The 17,681-nt window shown below is 38.0% G+C and carries 14 protein-coding genes and 1 rRNA gene; 6 read left to right on the top strand and 9 right to left on the bottom strand.

Annotated features, from left to right (window positions below):
- The 6 genes from LIX50_RS03595 to gmk all read right to left on the bottom strand — a co-directional run.
- Window positions 1–109, bottom strand: a 16S ribosomal RNA gene (locus LIX50_RS03595); the annotation flags it as partial.
- Window positions 110–442: 333 nt separating this feature from the next.
- Window positions 443–1,252, bottom strand: coding sequence for a glutamate racemase (murI, locus tag LIX50_RS03600; RefSeq protein ID WP_048953691.1), 810 nt, complete (start codon window positions 1,250–1,252; stop codon window positions 443–445).
- Between the two features lie 29 nt (window positions 1,253–1,281).
- A complete protein-coding gene (gene recG, locus LIX50_RS03605) occupies window positions 1,282–3,363 on the bottom strand; it encodes an ATP-dependent DNA helicase RecG (RefSeq protein WP_048953692.1) in 2,082 nt (693 codons plus the stop codon).
- Window positions 3,360–5,474 (bottom strand): bifunctional GTP diphosphokinase/guanosine-3',5'-bis pyrophosphate 3'-pyrophosphohydrolase, encoded by a 2,115-nt coding sequence (gene spoT / locus LIX50_RS03610; RefSeq protein WP_048953693.1) that lies wholly within the window; start codon window positions 5,472–5,474, stop codon window positions 3,360–3,362. Before spoT ends, recG begins: the two co-directional genes overlap by 4 nt.
- Before the next feature lie 71 nt (window positions 5,475–5,545).
- The gene (gene rpoZ / locus LIX50_RS03615; RefSeq protein ID WP_005625717.1) at window positions 5,546–5,812 is read right to left on the bottom strand and encodes a DNA-directed RNA polymerase subunit omega; all 267 of its coding nucleotides are present in this window, start codon (window positions 5,810–5,812) and stop codon (window positions 5,546–5,548) included.
- Window positions 5,813–5,835: 23 nt separating this feature from the next.
- The gene (gene gmk, locus LIX50_RS03620) at window positions 5,836–6,501 is read right to left on the bottom strand and encodes a guanylate kinase (protein ID WP_048953694.1); all 666 of its coding nucleotides are present in this window, start codon (window positions 6,499–6,501) and stop codon (window positions 5,836–5,838) included.
- A 249-nt stretch (window positions 6,502–6,750) separates the two neighbouring features.
- On the opposite strand from gmk, the gene gap reads away from it, so the two are divergent.
- Both gap and LIX50_RS03630 read left to right on the top strand, forming a co-directional pair.
- Window positions 6,751–7,770, top strand: coding sequence for a type I glyceraldehyde-3-phosphate dehydrogenase (gap, locus tag LIX50_RS03625; RefSeq protein WP_005646416.1), 1,020 nt, complete (start codon window positions 6,751–6,753; stop codon window positions 7,768–7,770).
- A 194-nt stretch (window positions 7,771–7,964) separates the two neighbouring features.
- Complete coding sequence (locus LIX50_RS03630) at window positions 7,965–9,773, top strand: AMP-dependent synthetase/ligase (protein ID WP_048953695.1); 1,809 nt, start codon at window positions 7,965–7,967, stop codon at window positions 9,771–9,773.
- A 36-nt stretch (window positions 9,774–9,809) separates the two neighbouring features.
- Here LIX50_RS03630 and LIX50_RS03635 read toward each other — a convergent pair whose 3' ends face one another.
- Genes LIX50_RS03635 through LIX50_RS03645 form a run of 3 tightly spaced genes read right to left on the bottom strand, consistent with a single transcriptional unit; the run spans window position 9,810 to window position 12,162 of the window.
- Complete coding sequence (locus LIX50_RS03635) at window positions 9,810–10,595, bottom strand: Cof-type HAD-IIB family hydrolase (RefSeq protein ID WP_048953696.1); 786 nt, start codon at window positions 10,593–10,595, stop codon at window positions 9,810–9,812.
- 18 nt (window positions 10,596–10,613) lie between these two features.
- Window positions 10,614–11,078, bottom strand: a complete 465-nt coding sequence (gene ybeY / locus LIX50_RS03640) for an rRNA maturation RNase YbeY (RefSeq protein WP_048953697.1) — start codon at window positions 11,076–11,078, stop codon at window positions 10,614–10,616.
- 1 nt (window position 11,079) lies between these two features.
- Window positions 11,080–12,162: a PhoH family protein gene (locus tag LIX50_RS03645; RefSeq protein ID WP_048953699.1), complete on the bottom strand. Its 1,083-nt coding sequence runs from the start codon at window positions 12,160–12,162 to the stop codon at window positions 11,080–11,082.
- A 134-nt stretch (window positions 12,163–12,296) separates the two neighbouring features.
- Between LIX50_RS03645 and LIX50_RS03650 the strand changes: the two genes are divergently transcribed.
- From LIX50_RS03650 to fbpC, 4 genes are all read left to right on the top strand, one after another.
- Window positions 12,297–13,844, top strand: a complete 1,548-nt coding sequence (locus tag LIX50_RS03650; RefSeq protein ID WP_048953701.1) for a class I SAM-dependent methyltransferase — start codon at window positions 12,297–12,299, stop codon at window positions 13,842–13,844.
- A 175-nt stretch (window positions 13,845–14,019) separates the two neighbouring features.
- Entirely contained in the window at window positions 14,020–15,018 is a 999-nt protein-coding gene (locus LIX50_RS03655; protein WP_048953703.1) for an iron ABC transporter substrate-binding protein, read from the top strand.
- Window positions 15,019–15,088: 70 nt separating this feature from the next.
- Window positions 15,089–16,609: an ABC transporter permease gene (locus LIX50_RS03660; protein ID WP_048953704.1), complete on the top strand. Its 1,521-nt coding sequence runs from the start codon at window positions 15,089–15,091 to the stop codon at window positions 16,607–16,609.
- Window positions 16,596–17,666 (top strand): Fe(3+) ABC transporter ATP-binding protein FbpC, encoded by a 1,071-nt coding sequence (gene fbpC / locus LIX50_RS03665; protein ID WP_048953705.1) that lies wholly within the window; start codon window positions 16,596–16,598, stop codon window positions 17,664–17,666. The genes LIX50_RS03660 and fbpC overlap by 14 nt, the downstream gene beginning before the upstream one ends.
- The last annotated feature ends 15 nt before the right edge of the window (window positions 17,667–17,681 follow it).

The following is a 17,681-nucleotide window of genomic DNA, read 5'->3' on the forward strand; positions in this document are numbered from 1 at the left end:
TCCGCCACTCGTCAGCAAGAAAGCAAGCTTTCTCCTGCTACCGTTCGACTTGCATGTGTTAAGCCTGCCGCCAGCGTTCAATCTGAGCCATGATCAAACTCTTCAATTCAAGTTCAATCGCTCAATAAACTGCTTAGCTATAAATAAAACACTACTTAAAAAGTAATTATGAATTTTCAGTTAAGCACCTATTAAGACTTCAAAATTAAAAATATTTTAAAACAAGTCAATCAACAAGTGCCCACACAGATTGTCTGATATATTGTTAAAGAGCAAAAAACAACGACGCACTTGGAAACTTAAAAACTTCACAACAGTGCGTCGTTGTGTGCGGTGCATTATAGGGATTTTCAAATCCCTTGCAAGTACTTTTTGGTAAAAATATTTAAAAAAATGTTCTTTTGGATAAAGTTAATACAAAAAGGTCTATTTGACATCAATTTTAGTCTATTTTTATTACATCTAAAGATTCAAATCCCCATAGGTGTAAAGCTTTTTTAAATTGAGATTCTTCAGAAAAATGGTCGGTACAAAACATTTGATTATGTTTTTCACCTTGAGCACGTATACTTTTACCATCGAGCAAATATTTTATCCGCTTAGCAATCGCCGCTCCAGGATCCATAAAATATTTAATTTGTGGCAAGCACAACTGAATTTCATCTTTGATGAGTGGAAAGTGAGTACAACCTAAAACTAATGTATCCAAATCTGCCATGTCTGCCCACGGAGATAACTCATCTTTTAAACTAATTAGATCAACGGAATAACCACGAATTTTTTGCTCTGCAATTTCTACTAATTTTGTGCTTCCCAATCTCTCAACAATACAATCCTGCGCAAATTTATCAATCAACTCATCGACATAGTGACGTTTTACCGTACCCTTTGTAGCTAATAAACCAATATGTTTTGTCTTTGTCATTTCTGATGCAGGTTTAATAGCGGGTACAGTCCCAACGATAGGAATATCAAAAGCAGCTCGCAAAGGCGGAAGCACAACTGTACTCGCTGTATTGCAAGCTATCACGATTGCATCTAATGGATAACGTTGATTAATAAGTTGGCAAACCGCTAAAGTGCGGTGAATAATACTTTCTTCTTTGCGTTCTGAATAAGGGAAACCTGCATTATCAAAACAATAGAGATAGTGCCAATTTGGTAATAATTTTTTGGCTTCGCGATATACGCTAAACCCACCCACTCCAGAATCAAAAAAGAGCACAGTTGGGCGTTTTTCTTTTTTATCCATTTAAAACTCTTTGAAAATTGACCGCACTTTTAAGCGTTCGAGTAAATCTCTTTATTATTTAACCAACGACGAATCAGACTTTCTGCTAAATCTGGGTATTTTTGGATAAGTGATTTCGCATAAAATTGCACCGTTGGTATCATTTTTCTATCTCGCATTAAATTTGCTACTCGCAATTCAGCGATGCCCGTTTGTTTTGTTCCAAGCACTTCACCAGGCCCGCGAATTTCTAAGTCTTTTTCAGAAATAACAAACCCATCTTGGCTATCTCGTAGCACTTGCAAGCGTTTTTGCGAAACTTTACCGAGCGGAGGTTTATACATTAGTACACAAAAAGAAGCCGTGCTGCCTCGACCGACACGCCCTCGTAACTGATGAAGTTGCGATAAACCTAAACGCTCTGCATTTTCGATAATCATCAAACTAGCATTCGGAACATCAACACCCACTTCGATTACTGTCGTTGCTACCAATAAATCCAATTCTGCATTTTTAAAACGCATCATGACATCTTGTTTTTCTTGTGGTTTCATGCGCCCGTGCACTAACCCAATACTTAACATAGGTAAGGCCTGAGTTAGATCTTCCCAAATCGCCTCAGCAGCTTGAGCTTCTAAAACCTCTGATTCATCAATTAACGTACACACCCAATATGCTTGGCGTTTTTCATTAACACAAGCGTTTTTTACACGCATTACAATTTCAGCACGACGTTCTTCAGAAACCACTACGGTTGTTATCGGCGTACGTCCTGGAGGCAATTCATCAATAATTGATGTATCCAAATCTGCATATACGGTCATTGCCAACGTTCTTGGAATCGGCGTGGCCGTCATAATTAACTGATGGGGATAAAATCCCGCTTTTTCGCCTTTCTCACGCAACATTAATCGTTGATGCACACCAAAACGGTGTTGTTCATCAATAATCACCAATGCTAGATCGGAAAACTCGACTTCTTCTTGGAATAAAGCATGCGTCCCCACCACCATTTGCACGGCACCAGTTTTGATTTTTTCAAGCTCTGCTTGTCTTGATTTTCCTTTTACTTTACCAGCTAACCAACCAACTTCAATACCGAAAGGCTCAAACCAACGTCGAAAATTATTTGCATGCTGTTCTGCAAGAATTTCTGTTGGCGCCATTAAGGCGACTTGTTTGCCGTTATCAATTGCAGTTAAAGCAGCCAATGCGGCAACCAATGTTTTTCCCGATCCCACATCCCCTTGCACTAAGCGCATCATCGGATAATCCTTGATAAGATCTTGTTCAATATCCGACACGACTCGCTTTTGCGCATTAGTGGGTTGAAATGGCAAGGTGGCTAAAAATCGCTGTTTCAAATCTGTTTGATAATGTAGCGGTAAGGCAGAAAATTGCTGCGTTCCTAACCGCACTTTTTGCATAGCAAGATTATGCGCCAGAAGCTCTTCAAAGATTAAACGCTGTTGTGCAGGATGCTTACCTTGCTCTAACATTTCTAATGAAATATCCGGCGGCGGACGATGCAATAATCGCAATGCTTCTTTTAAGCTATACCGATGTGGATTAAATTCATTAGGCAAAATTTCTGCAATCTGAACTTTGTCTAGCAATGCCAAAGCCTGATCCGTTAATTTTCGTAATGAATTTTGTTTGAGTCCTTCCGTCGTGGAATAAATCGGCGTTAAGGTTTCTTCCAATACTATGGGCGCATTATCTCTCACAATTTGATATTCTGGATGATGAATTTCTGGCATGTGACGCCCACGTTTTACCTCTCCAAAGGCCTTTACTCGCACACCTACTTGAAAACTATTACGCATTCCCGCATTAAAATTGAAAAAACGTAACATAATTTTCGATGTACCGTCTGACAGACTAACCGATAAAATCGGACGACGGCCAAAAGCGACTTCACAGGTTTGTACAATTCCTTCAATGGTAAAATATTGTTCGGAACGAAGATTAGCGATTGGCGTAATTCGCGTACGATCTTCATAGCGAATAGGTAAATGAAAGAGTAAATCTTGCAGGTTATGAATGCCGATTTTAGCCAGTTTATTAGAAATGGCCGCACCAACACCAGAGAGGCTGGTCAAAGGTACGGCATCAAGAAGTTCAAGGCTCATAGCTCATTAATATTGCGTTTGACATTAACGACGCCAGTGATGCCTTTAATGCGATGAACGATATTGGCAAGGTGTTTGATATCTTTTACACAAACCTGCAAAATCACAAGCAATAAATTGTTCTCTAATTCTTCCGTCCAAATATTTTGAAGACTACTTTCGCTCGCAGAAATTGCGGTCATTAAACTAAGCAAGGCATTCTGCTCATTCAATATTTCTATTTGTAATTCTGCCTCAAAATTCACCGCACTTTGAACATTATCCCATTTAGCCAGCGATTGACGACAAGCATTTTTCAAACTTGCACAATGTTGATGGTGTACCACTACTGTGTTTTCTTGTGTACAACATCCCACAATAGGATCACCAGGGATTGGATGACAACATTGAGCAAATCGTGTTTTACCAACTTGCATTGGTGCAATAGTGAGTATTTTTGATTCAAATTCAAAATTCTGAATATTAGAAGATTCTAATGGCACGCCCACAAATTGATGCGCAATGATGGAGGCAGACTGATTACCTAAACCAATTTCTCGTAATAATTCATCTAAAGAAGAAAGCGATAAAGCATCTAATACAGTTCTAATTTGTTGAATAGAAAAATCACCTAAATTATGAGGCTGTAATGCTGCATTAAGTTCAACTTCACCTAATTTCACCGCATCCTCTTCACAACGCTGTTTGAGATAATGGCGAATCCGTGTTTTCGCACGAGCAGTTACCACGAAATTTAACCATGCGGCTTCAGGATGCGCATTTGGATCGGTGATGATATTTACCGTTTGACCAGACTCAAGAGCTTGTGAAAGCGGATAAGGTTTATGCTCAACAGTCACGCCAACACAAGTATTCCCCACATCTGAATGCACAGCATAAGCGAAATCCACTGCCGTTGCGCCCATTGGCAATTCAACAATTCGACCTTTTGGGGTAAAAACATAAATTTCTTTCGGGAAAAACTCTGATTTTACATTTTCAATAAACTCAAACGAATTACCTACACTTTGTTGAATTTCGACCAAACTTTGCAGCCAGCGCTGCGCGCGGATTTGTGCGGTTGTACTGTCGTTTTTACCATTTTCTTTATAAACCCAATGCGCAGTAATGCCCATTTCGGCGACTTGTTCCATATCTTCAGTATGAATATGAACTTCTACAGGAACACCTTTCGGCCCAATCATTGAAGTTTGCAAAGATTGATAGCCATTTGCTTTAGGTACGGCAATATAATCCTTTACTCGACCAGGACGTGGCTTATAAAGATTATGCATTTGCCCCAAAACGCGATAACAATCATCCACATTTTTTACAATCACACGGAACGCATAAATATCCATAATAGAATGGAATTCTTGATCCTTTATGCGCATTTTTTGATAGATTTTGTAAAGGTGTTTTTCACGCCCCCACACTCGGGCAAAAATGCCTGCGTTTTCTAACCGCACTTTAATCTCTTGTGAAATTCGTTCGATTAAATCTTGCCGATTACTACGCGCCACATCAATGAGTTTTTTTAACACCTCATAACGGTGTGGATGCATTGCTTGAAAAGATAAGTCTTCTAATTCATTTTTGATATGCTCAATACCTAAACGATGAGCAAGCGGACAATAGATTTCAAGCGTTTCTTTCGCAATACGGCGGCGTTTATCTGGTCGTAACGAACCAAGCGTGCGCATATTATGCGTGCGGTCTGCAAGCTTGATTAACACAACACGAATATCACGCGTCATCGCCAAAATCATTTTGCGAAAATTCTCGACTTGTGCTTCTTGGCGAGTACGGAATTTCAACTTATCGAGTTTTGATACACCATCTACAATTTCAGCTACACTGGCACCAAACTCTTCTTTCAGTTGTTCTTCCGTATAAGGTGTATCTTCAATAACATCGTGCAAAAGCGCTGCCATTACCGCTTCGTGATCTAAGTGTAGTTGAGCAATAATGGAGGCTACCGCCACAGGATGGGTAATGTAAGGTTCGCCGCTGGAGCGAAATTGTCCCTCGTGCGCATCTCTTGCAATCACAAACGCACGCTTAATGAGTTCAATTTTATCTGCGGGCAAATACCCTTGAATAATTCGATCTAAATCCGCAAACAGTTCCAAAGGAGACCTACTTATTATTGAAAGAGAAAGTGCGGTTAAAATATCGTGATTTTTACCGCACTTTTAAAAGATTATTCTGTAATTAATGCAACAGCTGCTTCTTCCGTTTCTTGCACTTTCGCCATTTCTTGGAATTCTTGTGCATCCATAATATCTTGATTAATCAAACCTTTTTCGATTTCACGTAATGCGATTACTGTTGGTTTGTCATTATCTTCTGGCACTAACGGCGCACTTTGGTTAAGTTGTAATTGTCTTGCACGACGCGCAGCCGTTAAAATTAAATCAAAACGGTTACCAATTTTTTCTACTGCATCTTGCACAGTAACACGAGCCATAATTTACTCCGATTTGTCAAAAATTACTCTATTGAAAGGGTGTTATAATACTCAATTTCACCCTCTTTTACTAGTAGCTGTTGAATTAACATTGCATTTTGTTTTTGTTGATAAGCTTTTGTTAAGCGTTCCGATTGCAAAATACTTTGCAAATCTTTTAATGCTTTCTCAAAATCATCATTCACAATGACATAATCATATTCGTCATAATGCGAAATTTCACTTATCGCTTTTGACATTCGTTCAGCGATAACCTCTTCACTATCTTGCCCACGACCAATTAAACGACGTTCTAACTCTGGCAATGAAGGCGGTAAAATAAAAATGCTTTTTACCGAAGGCACTTTTTTACGGATTTGTTGAGCGCCTTGCCAATCAATATCTAAAAATACATCAATACCTTTTGCTAAATTTTCTTCAATCGCAGGTAAAGAGGTTCCATAATAATTTCCACCAAAAACTTTGGCATATTCTAGAAATAAATCTTGCTCAATGAGTGATTCAAACTCTTCTTTTGATACAAAATAATAGTGTACACCTTCAACTTCACCTGGGCGTGGGGCACGGGTCGTATGTGACACAGAAACCATTTTTTGAGTTGAGCTATCTGATGCCAATAACGCTGAAATTAATGAAGATTTTCCCGCACCACTTGGTGCAGACAAAATATAAAGATTACCTTGAGACATAGAACATTTAACCTTCTCTAACAATTTCAGTCTATTATGCAGATTTCTCTATAAAAAATCATCAAAAGTGCGGTGATTTTTTCGGTACTTTTTGATTCTAATGATGATTTGATATAGATCACAAAAAAGTAGTAGGGTTTATAGTTTTATAAAAATGCTCGTGCTATACTCTGTGCGCTGTCTTACTGAGTGAGCAGTATTACTCAAAGCAAACAGATTTGTTTAACTTAAATAAAAGGTGAAAATCTTATGGCAATTAAAATTGGTATCAATGGTTTCGGCCGTATCGGTCGTATCGTATTCCGTGCAGCACAACACCGTGATGACATCGAAGTTGTAGGTATTAACGACTTAATCGACGTTGAATACATGGCTTATATGTTGAAATATGATTCAACTCACGGTCGTTTCGATGGCACTGTTGAAGTGAAAGATGGTAACTTAGTGGTTAATGGTAAAACTATCCGTGTAACTGCAGAACGTGATCCAGCAAACTTAAACTGGGGTGCAATCGGTGTTGATATCGCTGTTGAAGCGACTGGTTTATTCTTAACTGATGAAACTGCTCGTAAACATATCACTGCAGGCGCGAAAAAAGTTGTATTAACTGGCCCATCTAAAGATGCAACCCCAATGTTCGTTCGTGGTGTAAACTTCAACGCATACGCAGGTCAAGATATCGTGTCTAACGCATCTTGTACAACAAACTGTTTAGCTCCTTTAGCACGTGTTGTTCATGAAACTTTCGGTATCAAAGATGGTTTAATGACCACTGTTCACGCAACAACTGCAACTCAAAAAACTGTAGATGGCCCATCAGCTAAAGACTGGCGCGGCGGCCGCGGTGCATCACAAAACATCATTCCATCTTCAACAGGTGCAGCAAAAGCAGTAGGTAAAGTATTACCTGCATTAAACGGTAAATTAACTGGTATGGCTTTCCGTGTTCCAACTCCAAACGTATCTGTTGTTGATTTAACTGTTAATCTTGAAAAACCAGCTTCTTATGATGCTATCAAACAAGCAATCAAAGATGCAGCTGAAGGTAAAACTTTCAATGGCGAATTAAAAGGCGTATTAGGTTACACTGAAGATGCAGTTGTTTCTACTGACTTCAACGGTTGTGCGTTAACTTCTGTATTTGATGCAGACGCTGGTATCGCATTAACTGATTCTTTCGTTAAATTAGTATCTTGGTACGATAACGAAACTGGTTACTCAAATAAAGTATTAGACTTAGTAGCTCACATTTACAACTACAAAGGCTAATTAAAACTTTGAAAAAATTAACCGCTCTTCGGAGCGGTTTTTTATTATCTAATAATTTAGTTTACGATCTAAAAATGAACAAGGGATCACTAAAAATAATTTAAAACAATCAATATTCTTCTAGCTTTTATTCCTATTTAAGATTATATTAGCGCACAACTGTTCGCTCAATGAATTCAAAAAATAGGGTTAATATGAATCTCGATCTCCATTTTGTTCATCGTATTCAACAACAAGCCAAAACTCGTGCAAATATGACCGCACTTCGCTATAAAGAACACGGCTTGTGGAGAGACATCTCTTGGAAAAATTTTCAAGAACAACTCAATCAACTTTCTCGTGCATTGCTTGCTCACAATATTGACGTGCAAGATAAAATCGCCATTTTTGCCCATAATATGGAACGTTGGACAATCGCTGACATTGCGACCTTACAAATTCGAGCAATTACAGTACCTATTTACGCAACCAATACAGCCCAGCAAGCCGAATTTATCCTAAATCACGCCGATGTAAAAATTCTATTCGTCGGCGATCAAGAGCAATACGATCAAGCATTAGAAATCGCTCATCATTGTCCAGAATTACAAAAAATCGTGGCAATGAAATCTACAATTCAATTACAACAAGATCCTCTTTCTTGCACTTGGGAAAGTTTTATTGAAACAGGTTCAAATGCCCAACAAGACGAACTAACCCAACGCTTAAACCAAAAACAATTATCGGATTTATTTACGATTATTTATACCTCAGGCACCACGGGAGAGCCTAAAGGTGTCATGTTAGATTACGCTAATCTCGCTTATCAATTAGAAACACATGATCTTTCACTTAATGTGACAGAGCAGGATATTTCGCTTTCTTTCTTACCGTTCTCTCATATTTTTGAACGAGCCTGGGCGGCTTATATTCTTCATAGAGGTGCAATACTTTGCTATTTAGAAGACACCAATCAAGTGCGGTCAGCTTTAACGGAAATTCGCCCAACCTTAATGTGTGCCGTCCCACGTTTTTACGAAAAAATTTATGCCGCCGTATTGGATAAAGTTCAAAAAGCCCCAAAACTTCGCCAAATAATGTTCCATTGGGCAATTTCCGTGGGACAAAAACATTTTGATTTACGTGCGAATAACAAAGCAATTCCATTCTTATTGAAGAAACAATTTGCTTTAGCAGATAAATTAGTGCTCTCAAAACTTCGCCAATTATTGGGTGGGCGTATAAAAATGATGCCTTGCGGAGGAGCTAAATTAGAACCGGCTATTGGGCTATTTTTCCATGCTATTGGCATCAATATCAAATTAGGCTATGGCATGACAGAAACAACTGCAACCGTTTCTTGCTGGCATGATTGCCAATTTAACCCAAATTCAATCGGCACACTCATGCCAAAAGCGGAAGTTAAAATTGGGGAAAATAATGAAATCCTCGTGCGTGGCGGAATGGTGATGAAAGGCTATTACAAGAAGCCAGAAGAAACATCTAAAGCCTTCACAGAAGATGGTTTCTTAAAAACTGGCGATGCAGGAGAATTTGACGAACAAGGGAATTTATTTATTACCGATCGTATCAAAGAATTAATGAAAACCTCAAATGGTAAATATATCGCGCCACAATATATCGAAAGCAAAATCGGTAAAGATAAATTTATCGAACAAATTGCGATCATCGCCGATGCGAAAAAATATGTATCTGCACTTATTGTGCCTTGCTTTGATAGTTTGGAAGAGTACGCTAAACAGCTCAATATTAAATATCATGACCGTTTAGAATTATTAAAAAATTCTGAAATTCTAAAAATGTTTGAACAGCGTATTAATACGGTGCAAAAAGAACTGGCTCATTTCGAGCAAGTAAAAAAATTCACGTTACTTTCTCAAGCATTTAGCATTAAATTGGGTGAAATTACACCAACATTAAAATTACGTAGAAAAGTGATTTTAGAACGTTATCGTAAGCAAATTGAAGATATGTATAATTCAAAAGAATCAAAAAATTTATAACTAAAAGGCTCTCGTTGAGAGCCTTTTTCTTGCCAATTATTCAGGAAATTTTTCTTCCAAAATTAATGCTAGCCCATCTTCATTATTGGTCGCGGTGACTACATTTGCAGCTTGTTTAATTTCATCAGGTGCATTTCCCATTGCCACCCCAAGCCCCGCATGTTCTAGCATATCCAAATCATTAAAATTATCACCAAACGCAATCACTTCATGGGTTTGTACGCCAAAATAATCTTCCAAAAAACGCACCGCACTTCCTTTGGTTGCACTCTTGTGCATAACCTCTAAAAAGTTAGCATGAGAACGACAAATACTCAGGTATGGAAATTTTTCCTTTAAAATAATTTCAATCTCGATGATTTCTTGTGCTTCTCCAATAATTTGAATTTTATGTGGCGAACGTGTTGCCACTTCATCAAAAGGATGAATCTCAATTTTGGTGACACTGCGTTCATAAATCACCCATTTATTTTCTACTTCACGAGCATGGCAATCATTATTTGTATAATAATTCACACCAAGCAACGGATGATCAGCCAAAACGGTATTAATGTCTAAAATATCTTTTGGATCAATTTGTACGCTATAAATCGGTTCAAGATATTGATTCAAAATAAGCGCACCACTAAATGCAACAAGTACATTGTTCGTTTCAAGCTGTTTCCAATAAGGCAAAATACCTAGAGGAGAACGCGCCGAAATTGGCACAAAAGGAATACCATTCTCCGTTAAACGCTTAATTGCCGCAACAGTGCGAGGGGAAATAGTATGTTGAGAGGTTAATAACGTGCCATCAAAATCACTAAATACCGCTTTATACATCATTACTCCGAATAAAGATTATTTCTCTGCTAGATAAGGATCATCAAAACCTAATCCTTGCATAATTTGAGTTTCTAAACTTTCCATTTCTTCCGCTTCATTGTCTTCAATATGATCATAACCGAGTAAATGTAAGCTACCATGCACGACCATATGCGCCCAATGCGACATTAATGGTTTCTCTTGTTCTGCAGCTTCTCGTTCCACGACTTGACGACAAATAACGAGATCCCCTAGCAACGGCAACTCCACCTCATCGGGGCATTCAAACGGAAATGAAAGCACGTTAGTCGGGCGATCCTTGCCACGATAAGTTAAATTTAATTCGTGGCTTTCGGCTTCATCCACAATACGAACCGTCATTTCAACTTCATCCCCTTCTGGTTGAACAGCAGCTGTTGCCCACTGCACAATCTGTTCTTCTGTTGGTAAACCGTCTATATTTTCTGTGGCAATTTGAAGATCAACGAATATACTTCCCATTTTACTCTCCTAAATTCTTTTCAATTTCTGACCGCTCTTTTTCACGTTCGGCTTTACGAAGCTCCGATAATTCTTTGCGACGAATTTCATCTTGTACTTCCCATTCTTCGTATGCTTGCACCACTTTAGCCACCACCGGATGGCGCACAATATCTTTACTATCAAAATAGTTAAAACTTAATTCTGGTACTTTTTCCAACACTTCAATGGCATGACGTAAACCAGATTTTGTGCTACGAGGTAAGTCAATTTGCGTAATATCGCCCGTAATCACGGCTTTAGAATTAAAACCAATGCGGGTTAAAAACATTTTCATTTGCTCAACTGTTGTGTTTTGGCTTTCATCTAAAATAATAAAACTATCATTGAGTGTACGCCCTCGCATATAAGCCAAAGGGGCAATTTCAATAACATTACGTTCCATTAATTTTTGCACACGCTCAAAACCTAACATTTCAAACAAGGCATCATAAAGCGGACGTAAATAAGGTTCAATTTTCTGACCTAAATCCCCTGGTAAAAAACCTAGCTTTTCGCCCGCTTCCACCGCAGGGCGAGTAAGTAAAACGCGACGAATTTCTTGACGCTCTAAGGCTTCAACTGCCGCAGCAACCGCTAAGAATGTTTTCCCCGTTCCTGCTGGGCCAATACCAAAACTAATATCGTGAGTTAAAATATTATGCAAATATTGAACTTGATTTTCACCTCGAGGTTTAATCACACCTCGTTTAGTTTTAATCGTTGTACTGAAAACATTATTTTCAGCACGGTTCGGTTCAACTTGAGATAGCATACGGCTTTCTTGCAAAGCCATATGCACATCTTCCAAATCTAACTCTTTCACTTTACCTTTTACGGGCGCAGTTTCTACATATAAATCTTGGATTAATTTCACCGCACTTTTTATCAATTTTGCATGATGAGGTTTTTGATCCTCTTCCGTAGTATCAATATTGAAAGTAAAATTATGACGAGCAATGACAAGATTAAATTCTTTTTCGATAAGTTTTAGATGATCATCAAATGCACCGCATAAAGATTGCAAACGTGCGTTATCTTGAGGTTCGAGAATAAATGAAAGCATGGGGATACTAAGCTGGTGAAAATTGCGGTTATTCTAGCGTAATTACCACTTCATGGGAAATAATCATCACTTTGTTTTCCCCCATATCCTCTCTATAATATGCATTCTTAACTATGTGACAAGCTGGATATATTATGACTGAACAAAATAACCCTTACGACGAACTTAGATACTACTCAAGACCCTTTTCTTATACGAGCATTGCGCTTTTGGAAGGGAATGCAACATTATGGGGATTAACACCACCAGCACTCAAAGGTGCTAAAGTATTAGAATTAGGTTCTTCTTTTGGTGGAAACTTAATTTCTCAAGCTGTTTATTATCCAGATACTGAATTTCTAGGCATTGATTTAGCAGATAGTCAAATTACTCAAGGTAATGAAATCATCAAATCAATGGGATTAACAAACGTTCATTTAGAAACAAAAAATATTCTCGATATTACGCCTGAATTTGGTATGTTTGACTACATCATCGTACATGGTATTTATTCTTGGGTACCTGATAATGTTAAAGATAAAATTCTTGAGGTTTGCCGTGAGAATTTAACCCCCAACGGTATTGCTTATATTTCTTACAACACCTATCCCGGTTGGAAAAGCCGCGAAGTTGCACGGGATATTATGCTCTATGCCAATAAATACACTCAGGATTTACCGCTCTCTGAACAAACTCGTCGTGGCAAAGCCGTTGTTCAATTATTCTCTGATGCAATTAAATCGATTGAATCTGAAAAAGTAAAAAATCAAAAACGAATTGAAAACTTTGATGATATTCAAACAAAAGGTGATCATTACGTAGCCCATGAATATCTTGAATATCACAACCACCCTCTCTATTTGAATCAATTTGTTGATAGTCTACATCAGCATCAATTGGCTTATATTGGTGATACAGATTTTCAACTTTCATATATTTCTTGGATGCCACAACATCTACGTGACATGATCAATCAATTATCCGAAACAGATTATGTTGCACGTGAGCAATGCCTTGATTATCTTTACGATGTAGCATTTAGAAGAAGTTTACTATGCCATGCTCATTTACAAGATAAAATTAACCGCACTGAAAATATAGATATAAGTTTATTGGATAAATTAACCTTCACTAATAAAGGTAGAGAAAATAATCTAGCTAATATATTCAATAATCAAGATGTAGAAAAATTACTTGAATACTTTATCTATCAAGTAGATAATTTCACGACTCAATCATTAATTGATTACGTTGCTGAACATAAAGAATTTGCAAACCTCACAGAGGATAAAATTTACTCTTCTGTATTGCTAGCTATAGTTCTAGGATATATCAATGTTTTTCTCACACCTTATCAAACATATACATTTGAAGATAACAAAACCTACATACCAAAACGATTTACTCAATATGTAAAAACTTTATTAGAAGGTGCAAATCAATATATCGGTGCAGGTAATATGTATAATGGAGGAGTTGAAAATTTAAATGAACTCCATCTATATATGATGTCTCAAATGGAAAAACCAACAACTAAAGCAACGCTTAATTCGTCACTCAAAGCATATTTAATTGAAAATGGCTACAAAGATATGAACAATAACGAGAAACTCATTGATGAAGGGTTTGATTGTTCAGGATTATGTAATTCTATTTGTACAGTATTAGCAGACTTAGGTTACATTCAACCTGCTACACTATAAGCAAAAAGTAAAATTGAAAGCAAGTAACATTCTAAGGGAGATCGATTAGATCTCCTTTTTTTGTCCCAATCGCAAAACTCAAATTGAAAACTATTTGCATTTATTGAATTTTAGAAATAGAATGAAGCCAATTCAATATAAATTAAGATCTATTCTCAAAAACAAGGAGTTTTCAATGACATTAAAATCATTCAAAATTGCGACACTCGCCGCCGCACTTACATTCTCAGCAAGTAGCTTTGCCGACATTACCGTTTACAACGGCCAACATAAAGAAGCAGCAAAAGCCGTAGCTGATGCATTTACGCAAGAAACCGGCATTAAAGTCACTTTAAATAGTGCTAAAAGCGAACAGTTAGCTGGTCAACTTAAAGAAGAAGGCGATAAAAGCCCAGCCGATGTATTCTATTCAGAACAGACATCTCCATTTGCCACACTTTCTGAAGCGGGTTTATTAGAACCACTTTCAGCCAATACGATCAAACAAACTTCTCACCAAGGTGTACCAGTGGCACCTAAAAAAGATTGGATCGCATTAAGTGGTCGTTCTCGTGTTGTAGTTTATGATCACACTAAATTATCTGAAAAAGATATGGAAAAATCAGTACTTGATTACGCGACACCAAAATGGAAAGATAAAATCGGTTATGTACCAACCTCTGGTGCATTCTTAGAACAAGTTGTCGCTATTGTTAAACTAAAAGGCGAGAAAGTTGCGCTTAATTGGTTAAAAGGCTTAAAAGAAAATGGTAAACTTTACGCGAAAAACAGTGTTGCATTGCAAGCTGTTGAAAATGGCGAAGTGCCTGCAGCCTTAATTAATAACTACTACTGGTATGCATTAGCAAAAGAAAAAGGCGCAGAAAACTTAAAAACTCGTTTGTACTTTATTCGTCATAAAGACCCTGGTGCGTTAGTGACTTACTCTGGTGCTGCAATCTTAAAATCATCTAAAAATAAAGAAGAAGCGAAAAAATTCGTGGACTTCTTAGCAAGCAAAAAAGGTCAAGAAGCCTTAGTTGCTGTACGTGCAGAATATCCATTACGTACAGATGTGACTTCTCCATTCAATATGGAACCTTATGCTAAATTGCAAGCGCCAGTAGTTTCAGCAACTACTGCTCAAGATAAAGAACAAGCAAATAAATTAATTGAAGAAGCAGGTTTAAAATAAGCCCGCTAACGTCGCAACTGTATTTTCACCAAAAGTGAAGATACAGTTGCCACCTATAAAGGATTATCTTTTGACCCGAACTCCCCCACTTTGGCTCACCATCATTATTTTACTTATTGGTTTACCGCTCTTATTACCATTTCTGTATATTCTTTTCCGTGCGATTGAAGTCGGATTAGATCGTAGCCTTGAGCTTCTTATTCGCCCGAGAATGGCGGAATTACTCAGCAACACAATGCTTCTCATGGTCTGTGTAACCATTGGTTCCATTTCTCTCGGTACGCTTTGTGCATTTTTACTTGAACGCTATCGTTTTTTCGGCAAATCATTTTTTGAAGTGGCGATGAGTTTGCCACTTTGTATTCCAGCCTTTGTGAGCTGTTTTACTTGGATCAGCCTCACCTTTCGAGTCGAAGGTTTTTGGGGAACAATTGGCATCATGACATTAAGCTCTTTCCCACTCGCTTACTTGCCTATTTCAGCCACACTTAAACGACTAGATCGCTCTCTTGAAGAAGTAAGCCTTTCACTCGGGAAAAGCCAAGCTTACACATTTTGGCACGCTATTTTCCCGCAATTAAAACCGGCAATTGGTAGCAGTTTGTTACTAATAGCATTACATATGCTCGTGGACTTCGGAGCGGTTTCTATTTTGAATTACCAAACATTCACCACAGCTATTTTCCAAGAATATGAAATGTCTTTTAATAACAGCACCGCAGCACTACTTTCCGCTGTATTAATGGCAATTTGTAGCATTATTGTGCTGGGAGAAACATTCTTCCGCGGTAAACAAACACTTTACAACAGTGGAAAAGGTGTCACTCGTCCTTATCCAGTAAAGACACTTTCCTTTGGCAAACAATGTTTAACCTTCGGATTTTTCTCTAGCATATTCATCTTAAGCATTGGTGTGCCTGTGATTATGTTAATTTACTGGCTTATTGTGGGAACTTCACTCGAAAGTGCGGGTGATTTTTCAGAATTTTTATCGGCATTCAGTAATTCATTTATCATTTCAGGACTAGGCGCATTGCTTACCGTAGTTTGTGCTTTGCCATTGGTTTGGGCAGCTGTACGCTATCGTAGCAAATTAACCGTTTGGATTGATCGATTACCTTACCTATTACATGCCGTACCTGGCTTAGTTATCGCATTATCGCTGATCTACTTTACGATCAACTATGCCAACAGCTTATATCAAACCTTTTTAGTTATCATCGTGGCTTACTTTATGCTCTATTTACCAATGGCACAAACCACACTTAGAGCCTCACTTGAGCAACTATCTGATAATATTGAGAAAGTCGGACAAAGCCTAGGACGAAGCCCATTCTATATTTTCCGAACTTTAACATTACCCGCAATGCTACCAGGCATTGCGGCGGCATTCTCTCTAGTATTTTTGAATTTAATGAAAGAGCTTACTGCAACACTTTTGCTCACGCCAAACGACATCAAAACCCTTTCGATTGCCGTTTGGGAATATACCAGTGATGCGCAATACGCTGCGGCAACGCCTTATGCCTTAATGCTCGTTCTCTTTTCAGGGATTCCTGTATTTTTATTGAAAAAATATGCATTTAAATAAAATGATAAATAATCCGTTATTAACTGTTAAAAATCTCAATAAATTTTTTAATGAACAACAAGTTCTTCACGATATTTCCTTTACCTTACAACGAGGTGAAATCCTCTTTTTGCTTGGCGCTTCTGGTTGTGGAAAAACAACCTTATTACGCGCAATTGCCGGATTTGAACAACCCAATACAGGCGAAATTTGGCTAAAAGAGCGGTTAATTTTTGGCGAGAATGCGAATGTGCCAACGCAACAGCGCCATTTAGGTTACGTGGTGCAAGAAGGTGTGCTTTTCCCTCACTTAAATGTCTATCGCAACATTGCTTACGGATTGGGGAATGGAAAAGGGAAAACGGATGAAGAGAAAATGCGGATTGAGCAGGCAATGCAACTCACTGGAATTAGTAAACTGGCGGAACGTTTTCCTCACCAACTCTCAGGCGGACAACAACAACGTGTGGCGCTAGCTCGAGCATTGGCGCCGAATCCAGAACTGATTTTATTAGACGAACCTTTTAGTGCCTTAGATGAACATCTTCGCCAGCAAATTCGTCATGATATGCTAAAAGCACTACGTCAAAGTGGTGCATCAGCGATTTTCGTCACCCATGATCGTGATGAAGCATTACGTTATGCGGATAAAATCGCGGTTATCCAACAAGGGAAAATTTTACAAATCGACACGCCTCGTACACTTTATTGGTCGCCTAATCATATTGAAACTGCAAGTTTTATTGGTGACAACATCGTGCTATCGGCGAATCTGATTGATGAAAACACAGCTCAATGCCAATTAGGTAATATTCCTCTAAAAAACAAACCTATCTCGCTGAAACAAGGTAAGATTTTACTTCGTCCAGAACAATTTAGCCTGTTTAAAACATTGGAAAATCCAACCGCACTTTTCAAAGGGCAAGTGAAACAAATCGAATTTAAAGGGAAAATTACTGCTATTCAAATTGAAATTAATGGCTACGCAATATGGATTGAGAACATCATTTCCCCTGATTTATCTATTGGCGATGAGCTACCAATTTATTTACATGGAAAAGGGCTTTTTTACGCCTAAGAATAAAGCCTTATC

The organism is Haemophilus sp. Marseille-P9675 (assembly GCF_916862695.1).
Lineage (GTDB): Bacteria > Pseudomonadota > Gammaproteobacteria > Enterobacterales > Pasteurellaceae > Haemophilus > Haemophilus haemolyticus_K.

Bases quoted from the DNA above. Each gene is read 5' to 3' on its own strand.
- murI (WP_048953691.1), bottom strand. From the start codon at position 1,252: ATGGATAAAAAAGAAAAACGCCCAACTGTGCTCTTTTTTGATTCTGGA.
- recG (WP_048953692.1), bottom strand. From the start codon at position 3,363: ATGAGCCTTGAACTTCTTGATGCCGTACCTTTGACCAGCCTCTCTGGT.
- rpoZ (WP_005625717.1), bottom strand. From the start codon at position 5,812: ATGGCTCGTGTTACTGTGCAAGATGCAGTAGAAAAAATTGGTAACCGT.
- gmk (WP_048953694.1), bottom strand. From the start codon at position 6,501: ATGTCTCAAGGTAATCTTTATATTTTGTCTGCACCAAGTGGTGCGGGA.
- gap (WP_005646416.1), top strand. From the start codon at position 6,751: ATGGCAATTAAAATTGGTATCAATGGTTTCGGCCGTATCGGTCGTATC.
- LIX50_RS03630 (WP_048953695.1), top strand. From the start codon at position 7,965: ATGAATCTCGATCTCCATTTTGTTCATCGTATTCAACAACAAGCCAAA.
- LIX50_RS03635 (WP_048953696.1), bottom strand. From the start codon at position 10,595: ATGTATAAAGCGGTATTTAGTGATTTTGATGGCACGTTATTAACCTCT.
- ybeY (WP_048953697.1), bottom strand. From the start codon at position 11,078: ATGGGAAGTATATTCGTTGATCTTCAAATTGCCACAGAAAATATAGAC.
- LIX50_RS03645 (WP_048953699.1), bottom strand. From the start codon at position 12,162: ATGCTTTCATTTATTCTCGAACCTCAAGATAACGCACGTTTGCAATCT.
- LIX50_RS03650 (WP_048953701.1), top strand. From the start codon at position 12,297: ATGACTGAACAAAATAACCCTTACGACGAACTTAGATACTACTCAAGA.
- LIX50_RS03655 (WP_048953703.1), top strand. From the start codon at position 14,020: ATGACATTAAAATCATTCAAAATTGCGACACTCGCCGCCGCACTTACA.
- fbpC (WP_048953705.1), top strand. From the start codon at position 16,596: ATGCATTTAAATAAAATGATAAATAATCCGTTATTAACTGTTAAAAAT.